Raw genomic sequence first — 16834 nt, 5'->3', positions numbered from 1 at the left:
ATCAAGCGAAGCACTATATCAAAGCAAGTCAATTGAGTCGCTATGGAAAGTCAGCGGCCGTGGTAATTCAATAGGGCCGCAAAGGCTCCATCTTGATAGCCCAAAGGGCGATCGCCAGGGAGGCCCTTGGGAAGATGTAATTTGTGCTGTTGGACCTTGAGGTCGTGTTGCTTAGAAATCCAGGCAGCCTGGTCCTCATTCTCTTCTGGGCATAGGCTGCAGGTTGCGTAGAGTAAATGGCCATTTGGGTGCAGAAGAGCGAAGGTGTCTGCAACAATCTGCCGCTGTAAATCAACAAGTTCTTTGAGATGATGTTGGTTATAGCGGTGTCGTGCTTCGAGTCGCCTCGCAAGCGTGCCTGTATTTGAGCATGGAACATCTAAAATCAATAAATCGACCTGACTCGCAAATTTGAGCCGATCGTTGTAGTCAATGACCGTAACCGATGGTAAATGAGAAACAGACCTACGAAGTTGAGCGAGTCGATGTGGTGCAATATCACTTGCAATGATACGCGCATCTGGATGCGTCATTGCTAACTGCCGTGTCTTTGTGCCGCGGCCTGCACAAGCATCGAATATAATTTTTGGTTTGAGTTGCTCAGTCATCATGACCGTTGTGGCTGAGCCAGGGTCTTGTATACGCCAGTGTGCATTCTTTGCTAATAATTTATGCAGTTCGTTTTGCTGTTCACCAACGATCGCAAAACCGGGAATCTGATGTGGAACCATTTTGGGAGGAACGTCATGGAATCCGGTAAGAATAGTGGGTGATTCAACGAGACTATGTAAACACAGCATTCGCGTGGACTGGTCGTCATAAATGGAGGACCACTTTTTGACAAGGTCGTAAGGGTGACTTGTCTGTTGAGCGAGCCTCTTCAGTGGATCTTGATCGAATAGTTCTTTACTGAGTACCCATGCTTTGCCATCCCCCCGAAGAAGGTGGAAAGGTGAATCGATACTTGGAGTGTCGGTGAGTTCAACCCGAATAGCCTCTACTTTTCTCAGCACAGCATTCACTAATGGGGCAGCTTTTGAGGTCTTGCCACGGCGGGTCAGTTCGACGCTCTCGTAGATGGCAGCGTGTGGAGGAATGCGATCGAGGTAAAGAAGCTGTCCGGCGCCTAACAATAGAATGCCCTGTACTTTGGTATCCAGCTGATCCCATGGGCGAGACAGGTGCTGATCGATGATGCGCACTAAGGCAGACCAGTATCGAACGACCACCGCATCAATAGCGCGGGCGAGGCCTGCTTCTTTTGGATTCAGTCCAGTGGCGTCTAATTTTTGCGGGTGCAGGTTCGGATACTGCTGTAGTCGTTCAACAATATGTGCCAGAGCAACAGATCTTGCGCATTGCCCACGCTGTGTTGGAGCCGTATTGCCGATCATCTGTGATGATTCATCAGGACGTGCCAACAGGCTTACCTACTGTTGTGCCTGCAGCGTTTCGAAGGGCCTCAGCTTTGTCGGTTTGTTCCCAGGTAAAGCTGTGCTTAACACCTTCCCCTGGAGTTCTACCAAAGTGGCCATGGTGAGATGTCACACGATAGATTGGTTTAAGTAAGTCGAGTGATTCAATAATCCCATACGGCGTGAGTTCAAAGTTGTCTTCAATCAAGCTTACCAGCGTGGCGTCGGAGACTTTGCCTGTGCCATAGCAATTGACATTGATCGATGTGGGATTAGGTACGCCGATGGCGTAGCTCAGTTGTACTTCACAACTTTCAGCGAGGTCCGCTGCAACAATGTTCTTGGCAATATAACGAGCCATGTAGGCGCCACTGCGATCTACTTTGGACGGATCTTTGCCAGAAAAAGCGCCGCCACCATGTCGACCTCGACCTCCATAGGTGTCCACAATGATCTTACGGCCAGTGAGGCCGCAGTCACCCTGAGGCCCACCTGTTTCAAAGCATCCTGTTGGATTGATGTGCGTCGTGATACCGTCGTGCCACCAATCTCCAAGTGTTGGCTTAATGATGTGTTCAATGACTTGACTACGTAGTTCGTCCTGATTTTCAGACCAGTGTGGCCCATGCTGTGTAGAAAGCACAACGGTTTGTACTTTTACAGGTTTGAGGCCGTCATACTCAACGGTGACCTGAGACTTCGCATCAGGGCGAAGGTGTGGAATGATGCCTTCGTTTCGTACCTGCTCTTGTCTAGCCACTAAGCGGTGTGACAAGTCAATTGTCAGTGGCATGAGTGATTCAGTTTCACTACAAGCAAATCCAAACATGAGCCCTTGATCGCCTGCTCCCTGTTCTTTGTGCAAGCCACGATCAGAGTCGACACCCTGGCTGATATTGTCTGACTGTGGATCAATAGAGACTAAAACCGCGCAGCTGCCAGCATCGAATCCAATTTCCGGATCGTTATAACCAATAGAGTCAACGACTTCACGGACGACCTTTGGTATGTCGCAGTAACCATGTGATGAGATTTCACCAGCAATCACTGCAAGCCCAGTTGTGACTAACGTCTCGCAGGCGACGCGTGAATTCGGATCCTGTTGAAGTAGATCATCCAAAATAGCGTCGGAGATCTGGTCGGCCATTTTGTCGGGGTGTCCCTGTGAAACCGATTCGGAAGTGAAAAATGTGTGGTCTGTAGCCATAGGTCTGTGTTCCAATAGTGCTAAAGGGCCGAGCATAAGACTTGCTCATTTTGGCCTTTTTCGAGCCCTTACCCCTCGTCTCGCCAGCGATGATCCGGATAAGTGGATAAGCCGAAATTGTAACTCTCTATTCTAGACGGAACAAGGATCGTAAGGAATCTATCGAATCGGAACTGTAGGGTGATCCGACAGGTCCTGTTTGAGTTCCAAGATGTCAAAGGGAGCTCTTTTTTGGAATGCCCAGAGTGGGTTTAGGGGCTTAGAAAGCGTTGCCACCTGTCTTGGGCGGCTCTTTGATCTTTGTCTTATTAGGAATCTAGCTCGAAAGACACTTCCGCCTCGCATCATGGCTACTATGATCTTTCACCCGTGAGGAGTTATAGAAATGCCGGTGCAGATGGAACTTTCTCGCATTCTCATTCGTGAGATGGCAGATATACAGATCATTGAGCTCAGTGAGATTGGTGGGGAACGTACGTTCCCTATTGTTATTGGGCTCCCAGAGGCGTTCGCGATTGAGCGGCGGCTCAAGGGCATTAAAATTCCCAGGCCCCAAACGCACGATCTTCTGGCCTCCACCATCAAGTTCCTTGGTGCCCAGCTGCATGACATCCACATTAATGACCTTAATGATGGAACGTTCTTTGCGCAAATTCGCTTGAAACACGAAGGAGAGGTTGTCGAGATTGACTCTCGCCCCTCAGATGCAATCGCATTGGGTGTTTCGGAAGGCGTACCTATCTATGTGGCTGAACATGTCCTTGACCAGATTGAAGCGGAAAAGGGTGAAGAGCCTCCCTTCGAGATTGACATCGATGAAGATGAGGGCGACTGGTAGCGCAGGCGTTGTGATGGAACAACAAAAAAAGCAGAGTCATAGGCCAAGTGATGTTGCGTCCGATGGTGAGCCTATTGGTGGTGTTTTTAAGCAACGTCCAAGTGACTTTATAGTCGAGGAATTGCCGCTCTATGAAGCCAAAGGTGAGGGCGAACATCTCTATCTTCAAGTTGAGAAAACCAATCTGAGCCATGAGGCGATGGTGGGGGCGCTTATGCGTCAATTTAATGTGCCTCGTCAGGCAATTGGAACGGCAGGGCGAAAGGATAAAAAAGCAGTTACGAGACAGTGGGTTTCGGTTCATCTACACAAAGACCCAAGCACACTGGAACCCCATCATGAGGCCATTGCGTTTCTTGAAGTAACCCGGCATGTCAATAAGCTTCGTCTAGGTCATCTCAGGGGCAATCGGTTTTATATTCGGCTTCGTGGGATAGAACTTGAAGACGTATCGCAGATAAGAAATCTTTTGGCATCAATGGTTGCCAATGGCCTACCAAACTATTTTGATGAACAGCGATTTGGCGCCCGTGGAATCAACCACTTGTTGGGAAGAGCTTTGATTACAAAGGACTCAACTCAGTTAGTGCGTTTGCTTACAGAATCTGAAGATATTGAACAGTGGCCGATTCACAGTCCTGAGAGGCTTGCAGCAAACTGGCTCGAGAAAGGAAAAAGTGCAGGTCAGATTGTGGCTCGCCTTGGTCAGCAGACACGCCAATTCTGGATAAGCTCGCTCCAGTCGGCAGTTTTTAATCGGGTTCTAGAGCGGCGTGTTTGTGAGAATTCGCTTATCAGGCTCTATGAGGGGGATCTCGCTTGGAAGCATGAGGGTGGGAGTGTCTTTGCTGTGACTGGCGAGACTTTACAAGACCCGCAGATTGCGAAACGACTTGCTGATTTTGAAATTTCTCCAAGTGGACCTATGTGGGGAAGTCGGATGACAAGATGCGGCGAACTCATTGATGAAATTGAACGAGGGTGCCTAAAAGAATTTGCACTGATTCCAGAGCAATTTAGCAAATTGGGGCGATCGGTTTCTGGTGCCCGTCGTCCACTTCGGGTTGCTGTTGGACGGGCAACTGCTGACGCATCTGAAGATGAACATGGAAAACTCATTGGGCTGTCATTTGAATTACCGCCAGGTAGCTATGCAACGGTTGTTCTTCGAGCAATTACCGGCGCTCCAAGAAAAAAGAACGCAGAAGATCTGCACATTGATCAGCCATGATCCCACCATATACTTCTACAGCATGATTAAGCCTTTTATCGCTTGGTATGTTATAGAGCGTGTCGCAGGCACCAGCTTTTGGATCGGTGGCACCATAAACAAGGCGATGAAGTCGAGCATTCACCAGTAGACCCGCGCACATGGGGCACGGCTCAAGCGTGACCGCCAACGAACAGTCGGTGAGTCGCCAGGTTTTGAGCTTCTGGCCAGCTTCAGTGATCGCGAGACGTTCAGCATGAGCACTTGGATCATGCATTGTTTCACGAAGATTGTGAGCTTCAGAAATGATCTCTTGGTCGCGGTAGACCACCGCGCCCACGGGAATCTCACCCTTGAGACTGCCTTGCCGGCCAAGTTCAATTGCCCGCTCCATCATGGCTAGATCGAATGTCGTGATGCTTTCCGCATTACTTGTCACCGGTCTCATCCTCATCGTCTGAAGTGGTATTGGCTACGCTTCCAAAGAACTTGCCACTGATCACTCGATGAGCAGGCAGTATCTGTAGTAAGACAATTCCAAATTCATAAAGACCATAAAGAGGTATCAGCATCAGGAACATTGATATTGCATCTGCTGGTGTGAGAATTGCAGAGGTAATCGCACAAACTAAGAGGGCATACTTTCGGCGTTTCTTAAACCAGGAGGCCGAGGCGATGTTGAGCCAACCTAAAAGCATCACGACCAAAGGCATTTGAAAAGCAATACAGATGCCAAGCATCAGGACAAGAACGAAACTAATGTAATCCGCGAGTCTGAACTGCTGCTCAATAGCAGTCGATCCTTGTGGCAGAGGCACCGAAACGATCAATAGCTCGTTGGTACTTCCGTCTGACCCAGTTTGCGGTAGGGCAATCTGAAGAAGTCGCTCAGGCATCTTCACCCATGCATCACCAACCGTTACGGCCTCTGGCATTTGCTCAACCACAGCCAGTTTTGTTAAGTCGCTCGTGGTCACTGACTCAACAGCCTCGTTAACTAAAACAGGGCTTGGGTTTAACGCAGCTCCAAATAGAATGAGGACACGCAGCATTAGTGGCAACATTGCGAAATACATCAGGGCGATGCCACCAATACTCAGAATGCAACTCCCTGGGAGCAAAAGGTAAACAAATCTTCGCTCATGGGGAAACAAGCCTGGGCGAATGAATAACCATGCTTGCCAAAATAACCATGGACAAGAGAGGATCAGCGCGCCGATGAATCCGACTTTCATTTGGGTGAGCAGGAACTCAGGTGGTGTCAGTACCTGTACTGCTTTCGGTAAATCTGCTTCCTCAAGTGCGGCGTAGAGTGGAAGGAGGAACCAGTCGATGATGTCATCGCTGAAAATGAAGACAATGATGAACAGGGGTATGGGGGCCATTATGGCCAGTAGCAACCGTTTACGAAGTTCATCGAGATGATCACCAAAGCTCATGCGGATCACATTCGGATCAGCCGCAACAGCCCCGTTCGGTGGCTTTTTTGCTTTAGGATGGTGTGGATCGGTGGTCATATTGCTCATGAGCTCTCATCGGGTACTGCCAACTTGGGCGATAGTACCGAATCAGCCAAGCAGCGGCGAAAATGGCCCGCCTGCGATACCATAGCGATGCCTTTTTTGGAGCACAGGGACGAACCATGTCTGATTCAAGCAACTATTACCAACTTCTGGGACTGACCAGCGGTGCCTCAGCAGATGAGATCCGTAAAGCCTATCGCAAGCTGGCGAGGAAGTACCACCCTGACGTCAACAAGGCTGATGATGCGGCCACGAAGTTTTCTGAGATTCAGGAGGCGTATGACGTACTTTCTGATGCGGAAAAACGGAAGGCCTATGACCGCTTCGGAAGTAGCGGTGTTGGAGTCGGTGGACCACGTGGGGCAGGTGGGCCAGGTGGTTGGCCAGGCAGTGCAGGTGTTTCCTCGAATGTAAGTTCAGAAGATCTAGAGAGTATTTTCTCAGAGATGTTTGGCGGCGGTTCTGGTGTCGGTGGTTTTGGTGCAGGTGCACCTCAAGGTCGCCGGGCGCAACAAGGGCCAGTAAGAGGTAGTGATCTTAAACTGCCAATGAACATTAGTTTTCAGACAGCGGTACTGGGAGGCAAGGAAGAGATTGCACTGGAGCAAGCCGATGGGCAGCGACAGACGATTACGGTCACGATTCCTGCGGGTATTGAATCCAATGGGAAACTTCGATTGCGGGGGCACGGTAACCCGGGTCAATCTGGTGGTGATGCAGGAGATTTGCTCCTAGCAATTACTATTGGTGCTCATCCCTACTTTCGGCGTAATGGGCTGGACATTCTTTTGGATGTACCGATTAGCATTAGTGAGGCGGCATTGGGATGTTCAGTAACAGTGCCACTATTGCAAGGGTCGGTTGATTTGAAAGTTCCAGCAGGCTCTACAAGCGGTCAGAAGTTGCGTGTGAAGGGACAAGGCATAAAATCGCCTAAAGGTACTTCAGGGGATTTCTACGCGGTAATACAGATTGTGGCTCCCAAATCACTTAGTGATGAGGCGCGTCTAGGGCTTGAGCAGCTTGGTAAAGAGTTGCAAAATCCGCGGGAATCGACACTATGGGGGCAATCTGCTTAGTTCGCTGCACTCTTTTATGAGCGTTTGGCAGTCTGTTCAATTTTTCAGCAGTGATCCAAAACCTCAGGGATGCCAAGACCAACTGGTCAACGAATAAAAAATGCTGCAGCGACACAATACGTTATTCCGGAATGTCTTAATGGCTATTGATCTTTGTGTCGTGGCCGTTGCAGCTGTGAGTACCTACTTTATTCGTTTTGACTTACTCGCGAGCGCTGTGCCTCCGACGGGGGCAAATTGGTCCTACGGCACCGACGCGATTCCAGTCGTAGGCGCTATCCCCATGATGTTCATTGCGATGGTTTGGGCTGGTTTGTACCGCCCACGCCGCGACCAGGCATTCTACCGAGAAGCGGCGAGCGTCACGAGAGCGTGTGTTATTGGCGTTGCTCTTTCTATTGCATTCATCAGTTTCTTTAGCAAAGTGCTCTTTGGGTCAATTGATCCCAGCCGTGTTCAGTGGTTGATCTTTGGATTGGCTGTTTGGTTATTACTGCTTTCCTGGCGTTATGTCTTTCGTGTTTCTCTACGTTACTTACGCCGGCGGGGTTGGAATCTGCGGCATGTGGCGATTATTGGCACAGGACGTTTGGGTCAATCTGTGTGCTACAATCTTCGACAAAACACTTGGACCGGACTTACGCCACTGTTCTTCATTAGTCATCAAGAAGAAAATCTGCGAACACAATGTATGGGTTTGCCTGTCATGGGTTCGATTAAGTCACTCGATGAGGTCCTCGGTGATGCCACAATCTCAGGCATTCTCATCGCGGTCCCGGCAAAGCAAGGGGCTGATATTCCTGAGCTGCTTTCCAGCCTGAGCCGCTATTCCTTCGACGTTCGGGTGGTGCCGGACGTTAATCCAAAGCATATGCCTTTGAATATGTCGATTAGTGATCTTGACGGCATGCCGATTCTGTCTGTGCGAGAGTCACCGTTGGCTGGCTGGGGTGCTATTACGAAACGAGTGATTGATCTGGTTGGCGGCGTTTTAGCATTAGCTATATTTGCTTTGCCAATGTTGGTTATCGCAGCATGCATCCGCTTTTCGGGCGGCCCAATCTTCTTCCGCCAAGAGCGAATGAGCATGAATGGGAAGCGATTTAATATTCTCAAATTCAGAACGATGAATGAGACAGACGCGAGTAGTCAGTCGAGTCGAGATGCTGGGCGCGGAGAATTGGCATGGACACGAGCGAATGATGATCGCATTACGACGATTGGCAAGTTGCTTCGAAAGACCAGTCTCGACGAGCTTCCCCAGCTATTCAATGTTCTTAGCGGACATATGTCGCTTGTTGGCCCCCGGCCTGAGCGCCCTGAGTTAATACTCGGATTTCGTGATGACTGGCAGGGCTACATGCTTCGTCACCATGTTAAGAGCGGGATGACCGGCTGGGCACAAGTCAATGGCCTACGAGGTAACTCCAGCCTACGTAAACGTCTGCAGTATGACCTCTACTACGTCGCAAACTGGACGCCTCTGTTTGATGTTCGGATTCTTTGGATGACCGTCTTCCGCGGCTTCATAAATTCCAATGCGATATGAATAATATTATTCCAAGCAGTGAAGATGAAATAGCGAATAATCGGCATGCAGTTGTGCTGCTTTCTGGCGGGCTTGATTCTGCAACAGTGCTTGCAATAGCGATGAAAATGGGGTTCGTATGCCACGCGCTATCTGTGGAATATGGCCAGCGACATCAAATCGAACTTGAAGCCGCGGCACGCGTTGTAGATAAGCAGGGCGCTGTAGAGCTTGTTCGTGTTGGCGTAGAGCTCGACCGCTTTGGTGGTTCAGCATTAACTGCGGCAATCGATGTTCCTAAGCACAATTCAACAGATGAAATTGATGACACGATTCCAGTGACATATGTCCCTGCTCGAAATACAGTGCTACTGAGCCTTGCGATGGCCTTTGCCGAGACAATGGGTGCCAGCGATATATTCATAGGTGTCAATGCGATTGACTTTTCGGGCTATCCAGATTGCCGTCCAGCCTTTGTTAAGGCTTTTAATGAACTTGCAGCAGTGGCAACGAGAGCTGGCGTAGGTGGCAAGCCAATTCAAGTTCATGCGCCGTTACTTGATCTTAAGAAGAGCGAAATCATCGCTTTGGGGCTTGAGCATGGTGTTGATTATGGAATCACCATCAGTTGCTACGATCCAGAAAAAGACGGTCGGCCTTGCGGAAGTTGTGATGCTTGTCTCTTGAGAGCACAGGGTTTTAGAGAGCTCGGTATCAATGATCCGGCTCTACTACGTTTCCATGCATGATTTACTAAATGTCAAGATTCTTGACTTCTAGCGCATGGTCTTCGATGTACTGCCTTCGGCTTTCTACATGTTCGCCCATGAGTGTGGTAAACAACTGCTCGGCTTCGGACGCAGAGTCCCATGTCACACGAAGCAGGGTGCGCGATGCTGGATCCATAGTGGTGTCCCAAAGCTCTTCAGGATTCATTTCACCAAGACCCTTGAACCTTTTGACATCTACGCCGCGGCTGGCAACTTTTCGAAGTGTCTCAAGTATGTCTGGAATATTGGCCGCCTCGAGCATGTCGACTTCATCGCCAGAGCCTTTGATCGCCCATGCATAGCGTGTGGGCAAGCGTTCGCCAGTGACCGATTCTTCTTGAACAAGGTGGTAGTCAGAGATTTCAATGTTGAACGCTGCAAGTCGCTCGAAGATGACATCGAGTTCTCGGTTTTCATGAAGTTCCCGAAGGATGGCTAATTTGCTATCGGTTGGTGCGTCTGTTGCTTCTTGTGACAAGTCTTCAAGTACCAGATTAGAGCGGTCCATGATTTCCTTGGCCTGGGCATCATTCCAGCAGAGAGCTGATCCATCTGACCAAGCCAATCTGTACCGAGGTAGTCGATTTTGACTATCAGGGTCATCATCTCTCGACGAGAGCAAGTCAGCGAAGTGCATGCCGCGTCTTTCCGCCACAGTGACCAGTTCGATGAGTCGTGTTATATCCTGTACGACTTTCCGGAGATCGTCGCCCTCAAGTTTGTGTGCATCAAGATCGTCGCTATCACGAATGATAAGAGAGGCTTGAGAAATAGCTTTTTCGGTGACAAACCGCATCATTTCAGATTCGTTGAGAACGTATTCAGCTTTATTTTTTCGTGAAACCTGATAAAGAGGTGGCTGTGCAATGTAAACCTTGCCTTGCCGTATCAGTTCGTTCATTTGACGGAAAAAGAAGGTCAAAAGAAGCGTACGAATATGTGAGCCGTCAACATCAGCATCTGTCATGATAATGACGCGTCCATACCGAAGCTTAGAGATGTCGAAGTCTTCGCCAATGCCGCACTGTAATGCTTGGATCAGTATTCGAATTTCGTCAAAGGCTAAAACACGGTCAAGGCGTGCCTTCTCGACGTTAAGAATTTTGCCTTTCAGCGGCAAAATGGCCTGCGTGTCATGATCTCGTCCGCCCTTGGCAGAGCCGCCAGCAGAATCGCCTTCCACAATGAACAGCTCAGAGCGGTCTACGTCATTCGTGACACAATCAGCAAGCTTCTGTGGAAGTCCCCCAGATTCAAGTGCGCCTTTACGCTTAATTAACTCACGTGCTCGACGGGCTGCTTCTCTCGCTTCTGCGGCAATAATTGCTTTGTTGCATAGTTTTCTGGCTTCTGTTGGATTCTCTTCTAGCCATGCCCCAAATTGTTCTGTCAATGCAGCACTGACAAATCCTTCGACCTCTGGATTCAGCAACTTCTCTTTTGTTTGATTGTTGAACTGTGGATTAGGTAGTTTTACCGACACGATAGCGGTGAGGCCTTCGCGGAGATCTTCGCCTGTTGGAGTTAGATTCTTGAGTAGATTGTTACGCTTGGCATAATTATTGATGACGCGTGTTAAAGATGTCTTGAAGCCAGCCACATGTGTGCCGCCATCTGGATTGATAATGTTGTTGCCAAAGGCTAATAAAACTTCATTGGTTGCGTCTGTGTATTGCATCGCAACTTCTGCGGTGACGCCGTTTTTTTCATCGATTCGAGCGATCCGAATAATCGATCCAACTGTTGTTTTGGAGCGATTCAGATACTCAACATAACCAAGCAAACCGTTCTCATAGTGGAAATCATCTGTACGTGTTTCACCGTCTTGATCGACTCGTTCGTCAGTAAGCACAATGCGCACACCAGGATTCAAGAACGCGAGTTCACGCAGGCGGTGTTGTAACATCTCGTAGCGGAAGACTGAATCATCAAAAATTGTTGAGTCGGGTAGGAAACTGATGCGTGTTCCCGTTGTCTTCGAATCTTCTACTATTGCTGTATCAGAATTTTCAACCACATGAAGTGGTTTGATAAGGTCACCACGAGCAAACGAAATGAGGTTAATTTTTCCGTCTTTAATGACCTCAACTTCGGTCCATTCGGATAAAGCATTGACGCACTTAACGCCAACACCATGCAGGCCACCCGATACCTTGTAGGCATTGTCATCAAACTTCCCACCAGCATGCACTTCAGTCAAGATGACCTCGACGGCAGGTCGACCATTAATAGTGGGGTTCTCGTGCTTCATTGGATCAAGTGGCATGCCCCGGCCATCATCAATCACAGTGCACGAACCATCGACGCCTAAACGCACATTAATAAGAGTGGCGTGCCCAGCCATCACTTCGTCAATAGCGTTGTCAACACACTCGTAGACGAGATGATGCAAAGCGGGTAACCCAGATCCACCCACATACATACCAGGTCTTTTGCGAATAGCTTCAAGACCTTCAAGTACTTGGATCGAATCAGCGGTGTATTCGCCCGACAGCTCAGTAATTGTATTGGATGATTTGTTTTCAGCGTTCGTCATGAAGAATTCCAGGCCCGAAATAATAGAAGTTTCGAGACCTCCCATTATAGGTGCGAGGGGGCTGAAAGTGTGTGAAACAGGGTCTTCTGAGACCATCAAAGAGGACCTATTTTGGAGGTGATTTTTGACCGGCGAAAAGCCAGGCCAGGGGTATACTGGAGTACTGGTTGTTCGCAAGTCGATACACGGGTTGATCGGACGTAAGCAGCGGCTATTTCAATCACCTGGATATTCTGACAAAGGGCTCCTAAGGAGCCCTTAAGGCCAGGAAGTGGAGCGTAACGGAGTACCACATGCCACATGCAGATCAGCCAAAGGGTCTTTCGGATCCATCGACGGGAAATGAGCATTTTCCAGGATTCCAACCAGGGACCTCTCGACGCGCATTCGTGGCACTTCTTGGCTTGGCGACACTTGCTGGCTGCGCAAAGAGTAAACCACTGGCTCAAGCAGTACCTTCGCCAGACTGGGCATTAAATAAACCACGCCCGGCGCAGCCTGCCAAATCCAATCTGGCAAGTGGCCGTGTTAATGGCATGATCAATCGTGGGCATTGGGCCAAAGGGAATCCGGTCCCGGGTCTTATGAATAACATGACGCCTCCAAGGTATGTGACCATTCATCATGATGGCATGGATGCATTTCATGCCTCCGATTCGGCCAGTGCACAAAGTAGACTAGAGACCATTCGGCGTGCCCACCGAGGCCGTGGCTGGGGTGATATTGGATATCACTTTGCCATTGATCCCGCTGGTCGTGTTTGGTCTTGTCGCCCACTTTCTTATCAGGGCGCGCATGTGAAGAACCACAATCCTGGGAATATTGGAATTGTTGTTTTAGGTAACTATGACTTACAGCAGGTTAACTCAGCGCAGAGAGCAAGGCTTAGCCAGTTCTTAGGCGAGATATTGAGAAACTATCGAATGTCGATGGTGCAGGTTCGGACACATCAAGAGTGGGCTGCAACACGTTGCCCCGGTACTTCTTTGCAAGCTTGTATGAGTTCGATGCGCAGTTGATAAATAGCTTATTCGTAAGCCCAATCGTAAATTCCGTTGTCGTGTATTGTCGCCTTAGTTCCAGGAAATTCCCTTAGGCCACTGTTTCCATGGCTGATTAAGGGCGCCGGCGATGAGCTGATCGAGATGTAACAGTTCTGTTGAAATCAAATTGGCGCGGCGCTTCGGAGAGGCCTCTGCGAGTAGCTCGTATCGCACTTCCAAGTCACGAATCATTGAAAAACCAATCAGCTCAAGCAACGCATGCGTTGTAACCTCTTCTTTATCAAACCAATCGACAATAGCTTGCGTACTTTTTAGTTGGCTCAGGCCATGTCTTGTGAGGAGTTCGCGAAGCCGATCTCGCACGTCGCTCATCGGAGAGGGGAAGCTGTCAATTTCTTCGAGTGGTGAAAGGTCGGCAGTGCAGAAGGTACGGTTTGCACTAGGCTCCATTAAGGTATTGATCTGAGCGCGACATATGCCATGAAGCAAAACATCTCTCGTTCCCTCGTCTGTTGTTTGATGTTGAATAATCTGCCCAATACAGACTGCTGGTCGAATGTTGGGTGTCTCTGCATACATCGAAATGGGATCGGGCGAAAAACACGCGATAGCAAGTTGCCCATCAGTTTCGAAACAGGAATCAATCAGGTCACAGTGGGCGGGTTCTGATACATGCAAATGCTGTATCGCATGTGGCAGCAAAATCGTGCCCGGGAGTGGGAACACGGGGAAGCCCTGCGAGAAATTAATGTTGATGGACTTAGTCACTATCAGAATAATAGACCGGTTATTGCCCCTGGCAACCACTGATTTATGCAATTGTTTCAATTCAATCATTAACCATCAAAGCAGAGTCAATAGGTGTTTCGTTTTGTGACTGCGTGCTTAATGAGATCAAATGAAGCCAAGATGGAAGCCGCCTGTTTACCAGCCTCGCCAGCCCCGAAAGGGTGCTCTGGGTTGTTTGTTGGACCCTGCTTCACAGAATGCAAGGCTGCATCCATCATTGCGTCATCGGCTTCCGGTAGATCGATTACATTCGTTGATCGTTCTCGGCCACTTTGACGTTGGCCTACGTTAATGCAGGAAACACCCAGGGCCGCGCATTCAATGAGTCCGGCGCTCGAGTTTCCGATGAGACAACGTGCACGCTTGAGTAGCCCTACGAATTCGTGGCGAGGCAGATGGGCAATGAGCCGACAGTCCGAATCTGTTGCAGCCTGCATGACACCATCACGGCCGGCATCATAATTTGGCTCTAGTGCCAAAACTCGCCCATGTCGCATTGCAGTCTGGAGTATTGAGGCGGCGCGGGCACGTTCAGTCGAATCTGGCTGGCCCGTTGGGTGATAAAGAAAAATTAATTCTGGTGCACCTATCCGTTCAAAGTCATCATCACTAAGTGCGGGAAAATGCTGTAGATCATCAATAGCCGGTGAGCCAATCACATGAATACGATCTGTATCTTCACCCATGGCTTGTAATCGCTGAGCAGATTTTTTGGTAGCGGTCAGGTGAATATGAGCGAGTTTTGAAATGGCATGACGCATCGACTCATCTGCAACGCCCTCAGCACGGTCGCCACCATGCAGGTGTGCGACTCGAATGCCAGCGATGGCCGCACTGCTGGCAGCTGCGAATGCTTCGATTCGATCGCCAAGCACCACGACGACCTCTGGGCATGAATGATGGAAGGCGCGGGCAAGTTGGGTGATGCCGCGGCCGAGTGCTTCCGCATCTCGAAATCGGTTCGCAGGACCAGGTTTTTGCATCTCGATGGTCTGTTCTACATCGAAGCAGGCCTCAACTTCTTTGAGCGTTGGTTTTGACCCAAGCAAATGGGAACCAACAACAAAGACATGCAGCGATAAGTCTTGGTGATCTTTGATGGCATGCATGACTGGACGAAGTAATGCAAAGTCAGCTCGACTGCCTGTCACCACTACAATCGATCGTTTTGTACTCATGCGAGATCGCTCGCCTGTATAGGGACATCTGCCTTTAGATCGACAGCGAGTTGGCGTCCAATTGTTTGATTGAGCGCCGAAGGTGGCAATCCAGTTCCTGGCCGCTTGAGTGTGACATCATCGGCTTGAAGGATGGTTCCTTGCAAAAGTGATCTGGTTGATGTTAATGATTGCCGAGTAAGGGAGCGAACCTCCAGCTCAACAGTCCCTGGTTCTTTAATGCGATTGCCGAGCATGTCATATGCTCTGTGTGCTAAAGAGACGTACGTTTGTAACGCGGATGAATCGAGGCTCATCGCATGATCTGGTCCATCAGCGAGTCGGTCGTGCGTCAAGTGCTTTTCGAGAACTGAGGCGCCAGCCGCAATTGCTAACCCACCAGTATCAACGCTGGTGGTGTGGTCAGAATATCCAATGGCTTGATCATTGTATTCAGCGAGTGCGATGATGCCGCCCAAGTGCGCTTGCTCGTCAGGTGTGGGATAGGCGCTCACGCAGTGCATGAAAATGTAAGGATGCATATCAATCAACTTTGCAGCTGCTTGGACCTCTTTCATCGTTGATGCGCCAGTGCTGACAAACAAAGGACGTCCGGTGAGAGTCAGTGAAGTGATCAGCGGGTGGTTGATGAGATCTGGTGATGCAATCTTGAAGGCATCCCAATTTTGTTGCGCAGAAAGATCAACGAGTTGCATTGAAAAAACTGAGGCAATGGCATGTACGTTGAGATCATGTGCGGTTTGAATTGCCTTATCAAGATCAGAAAAAGAAAGCGAGAGTCGTTGTAACATCTCTTGAGCATTTTGCTCTCCACTTTGAATCTGCCCCTCTGTTAACCCCGCGGCTGATGAAAGTAATGTTTGAGCATCGAAGATTTGGAACTTAACGGCATCTGCGCCAGCAAGTGCGGCTTTCTCTATGAGTGTTTGGGCAACTTCCAAACAGCCATCATGATTGACGCCTATTTCAGCAATGATGTAAGGCTTGCTGTCACGATCAATAGTGCGATCAGCTATTTTCACGAGAGCGCCTCAGTAGTGTCTTTGTGTGGCTTGCGAGCAAGGAGCGCCTCTGCAACAGCGAGATCAATTTCATTATCGACATCTAAGACCGAAGAAGGTGGTGAGATAATGCCACGGCGATCATTCCCAAGAAAGGCATGCGGATGATCGTTTTTTGGGGTCATTAGGCTGTGTCTGGTAACAACGATGACACCACCATCAGGTAGAAAACGTGGTGGAAGGTCTTGTCGTCTATCAATTGGTTTTGTGGACTCGACCTGTACGCGCCCTTCGCTGTCTAGCTGAACCATCCACCAAGGATGATGCTTGCCAACATCGGAGTATGACTGCACTGAATCGGCGCCGCTGTTAATGAGTGTGTGCACCGCTCGATCTATAAGATCATCTGGACGCACTGGCACATTAGCGTACAAAATGACGATGATCTGGCTCATTTGTCCAGAGGCTTGTACGGCATGCCGAACAGTATCAGCGACGGTCGCCACATCAGTGGCGAGGTCAGCGGGTCGAGTGATAACTTCAATCCCCATATCTCTGGCAGCACTTGCAATGTCTGGGCCATCCGTAGAGACAATAACGCGATCAATATGTCGCGCTTGTTGGGCATCGACAATGGTATGTGTAATCATGGGGAGGCCGGCGACAAGGCGAGTGTTTTTAGAAGCAACACCCTTACTGCCAGATCGCCCGATGATGACTGCCAGAATCTCACTATCTTTCTCATCCATGATCAGA

Annotated in this window: 15 protein-coding genes; 6 read left to right on the top strand and 9 right to left on the bottom strand. The window is 49.4% G+C overall.

The genetic code is table 11. From position 1 onward, the window contains the following. Positions 1-50 precede the first annotated feature (50 nt). Positions 51-1421, bottom strand: a complete 1371-nt coding sequence (locus P8J86_03600; protein ID MDG2053771.1) for a transcription antitermination factor NusB — start codon at positions 1419-1421, stop codon at positions 51-53. Continuing rightward, positions 1408-2622, bottom strand: a complete 1215-nt coding sequence (metK, locus tag P8J86_03595) for a methionine adenosyltransferase (GenBank protein ID MDG2053770.1) — start codon at positions 2620-2622, stop codon at positions 1408-1410. The genes P8J86_03600 and metK overlap by 14 nt, the downstream gene beginning before the upstream one ends. Before the next feature lie 385 nt (positions 2623-3007). Here metK and P8J86_03590 point away from each other — a divergent pair, with 385 nt between their 5' ends. Then, positions 3008-3460 carry a bifunctional nuclease family protein gene (locus P8J86_03590; protein MDG2053769.1) on the top strand — a complete coding sequence of 151 codons (453 nt, stop codon included), beginning with the start codon at positions 3008-3010 and terminating at the stop codon, positions 3458-3460. A 13-nt stretch (positions 3461-3473) separates the two neighbouring features. Continuing rightward, complete coding sequence (locus P8J86_03585; GenBank protein MDG2053768.1) at positions 3474-4691, top strand: tRNA pseudouridine(13) synthase TruD; 1218 nt, start codon at positions 3474-3476, stop codon at positions 4689-4691. Here P8J86_03585 and P8J86_03580 read toward each other — a convergent pair. Together P8J86_03580 and P8J86_03575 are read right to left on the bottom strand one after the other, a co-directional pair. Next, positions 4636-5109: a nucleoside deaminase gene (locus P8J86_03580; GenBank protein MDG2053767.1), complete on the bottom strand. Its 474-nt coding sequence runs from the start codon at positions 5107-5109 to the stop codon at positions 4636-4638. The two genes, P8J86_03585 and P8J86_03580, sit on opposite strands and share 56 nt — an antisense overlap. Continuing rightward, on the bottom strand, positions 5099-6196 hold the full coding sequence (locus P8J86_03575) for a twin-arginine translocase subunit TatC (protein MDG2053766.1): 1098 nt from the start codon (positions 6194-6196) through the stop codon (positions 5099-5101). The genes P8J86_03580 and P8J86_03575 overlap by 11 nt, the downstream gene beginning before the upstream one ends. A gap of 116 nt (positions 6197-6312) precedes the next feature. On the opposite strand from P8J86_03575, the gene P8J86_03570 reads away from it, so the two are divergent. The 3 genes from P8J86_03570 to queC all read left to right on the top strand — a co-directional run bounded on the left by P8J86_03570 (position 6313) and on the right by queC (position 9549). Continuing rightward, on the top strand, positions 6313-7272 hold the full coding sequence (locus P8J86_03570; GenBank protein MDG2053765.1) for a DnaJ C-terminal domain-containing protein: 960 nt from the start codon (positions 6313-6315) through the stop codon (positions 7270-7272). 100 nt (positions 7273-7372) lie between these two features. Continuing rightward, positions 7373-8821 carry an undecaprenyl-phosphate glucose phosphotransferase gene (locus P8J86_03565; protein ID MDG2053764.1) on the top strand — a complete coding sequence of 483 codons (1449 nt, stop codon included), beginning with the start codon at positions 7373-7375 and terminating at the stop codon, positions 8819-8821. Beyond that, a complete protein-coding gene (gene queC / locus P8J86_03560) occupies positions 8818-9549 on the top strand; it encodes a 7-cyano-7-deazaguanine synthase QueC (GenBank protein MDG2053763.1) in 732 nt (243 codons plus the stop codon). The genes P8J86_03565 and queC overlap by 4 nt, the downstream gene beginning before the upstream one ends. A 4-nt stretch (positions 9550-9553) precedes the next feature. On the opposite strand, the gene P8J86_03555 is transcribed toward queC, so the two are convergent. Continuing rightward, a complete protein-coding gene (locus P8J86_03555) occupies positions 9554-12106 on the bottom strand; it encodes a DNA gyrase subunit B (GenBank protein MDG2053762.1) in 2553 nt (850 codons plus the stop codon). Between the two features lie 293 nt (positions 12107-12399). On the opposite strand from P8J86_03555, the gene P8J86_03550 reads away from it, so the two are divergent. Beyond that, on the top strand, positions 12400-13125 hold the full coding sequence (locus tag P8J86_03550) for a peptidoglycan recognition family protein (GenBank protein ID MDG2053761.1): 726 nt from the start codon (positions 12400-12402) through the stop codon (positions 13123-13125). Positions 13126-13179: 54 nt separating this feature from the next. Here the strand turns inward: P8J86_03550 and P8J86_03545 are convergent, their stop codons facing one another. From P8J86_03545 to P8J86_03530, 4 genes are read right to left on the bottom strand one after another with little or no spacing between them, the layout of a single operon-like run. Continuing rightward, complete coding sequence (locus P8J86_03545; protein MDG2053760.1) at positions 13180-13947, bottom strand: LON peptidase substrate-binding domain-containing protein; 768 nt, start codon at positions 13945-13947, stop codon at positions 13180-13182. Positions 13948-13964: 17 nt separating this feature from the next. Further along, positions 13965-15077, bottom strand: a complete 1113-nt coding sequence (neuC, locus tag P8J86_03540; GenBank protein MDG2053759.1) for a UDP-N-acetylglucosamine 2-epimerase — start codon at positions 15075-15077, stop codon at positions 13965-13967. Further along, positions 15074-16099, bottom strand: a complete 1026-nt coding sequence (locus tag P8J86_03535; GenBank protein ID MDG2053758.1) for an N-acetylneuraminate synthase family protein — start codon at positions 16097-16099, stop codon at positions 15074-15076. The genes neuC and P8J86_03535 overlap by 4 nt, the downstream gene beginning before the upstream one ends. Next, positions 16096-16827 (bottom strand): acylneuraminate cytidylyltransferase family protein, encoded by a 732-nt coding sequence (locus P8J86_03530; GenBank protein MDG2053757.1) that lies wholly within the window; start codon positions 16825-16827, stop codon positions 16096-16098. Before P8J86_03530 ends, P8J86_03535 begins: the two co-directional genes overlap by 4 nt. Between the last annotated feature and the right edge of the window lie 7 nt (positions 16828-16834).

It is taken from the genome of Phycisphaerales bacterium (assembly GCA_029268515.1).
Lineage (GTDB): Bacteria > Planctomycetota > Phycisphaerae > Phycisphaerales > SM1A02 > JAQWNP01.
Note: the sequence above shows the minus strand (reverse complement) of the source record. Positions and strands in the feature narration are given on the sequence as shown.

Coding starts and splice junctions, on each gene's coding strand:
- P8J86_03570 (MDG2053765.1), top strand. CDS start 6,313: ATGTCTGATTCAAGCAACTATTACCAACTTCTGGGACTGACCAGCGGT.
- P8J86_03530 (MDG2053757.1), bottom strand. CDS start 16,827: ATGGATGAGAAAGATAGTGAGATTCTGGCAGTCATCATCGGGCGATCT.
- metK (MDG2053770.1), bottom strand. CDS start 2,622: ATGGCTACAGACCACACATTTTTCACTTCCGAATCGGTTTCACAGGGA.
- P8J86_03555 (MDG2053762.1), bottom strand. CDS start 12,106: ATGACGAACGCTGAAAACAAATCATCCAATACAATTACTGAGCTGTCG.
- P8J86_03545 (MDG2053760.1), bottom strand. CDS start 13,947: ATGATTGAATTGAAACAATTGCATAAATCAGTGGTTGCCAGGGGCAAT.
- P8J86_03550 (MDG2053761.1), top strand. CDS start 12,400: ATGCCACATGCAGATCAGCCAAAGGGTCTTTCGGATCCATCGACGGGA.
- P8J86_03565 (MDG2053764.1), top strand. CDS start 7,373: ATGCTGCAGCGACACAATACGTTATTCCGGAATGTCTTAATGGCTATT.
- P8J86_03585 (MDG2053768.1), top strand. CDS start 3,474: ATGGAACAACAAAAAAAGCAGAGTCATAGGCCAAGTGATGTTGCGTCC.
- queC (MDG2053763.1), top strand. CDS start 8,818: ATGAATAATATTATTCCAAGCAGTGAAGATGAAATAGCGAATAATCGG.
- P8J86_03575 (MDG2053766.1), bottom strand. CDS start 6,196: ATGAGCAATATGACCACCGATCCACACCATCCTAAAGCAAAAAAGCCA.
- neuC (MDG2053759.1), bottom strand. CDS start 15,077: ATGAGTACAAAACGATCGATTGTAGTGGTGACAGGCAGTCGAGCTGAC.
- P8J86_03590 (MDG2053769.1), top strand. CDS start 3,008: ATGCCGGTGCAGATGGAACTTTCTCGCATTCTCATTCGTGAGATGGCA.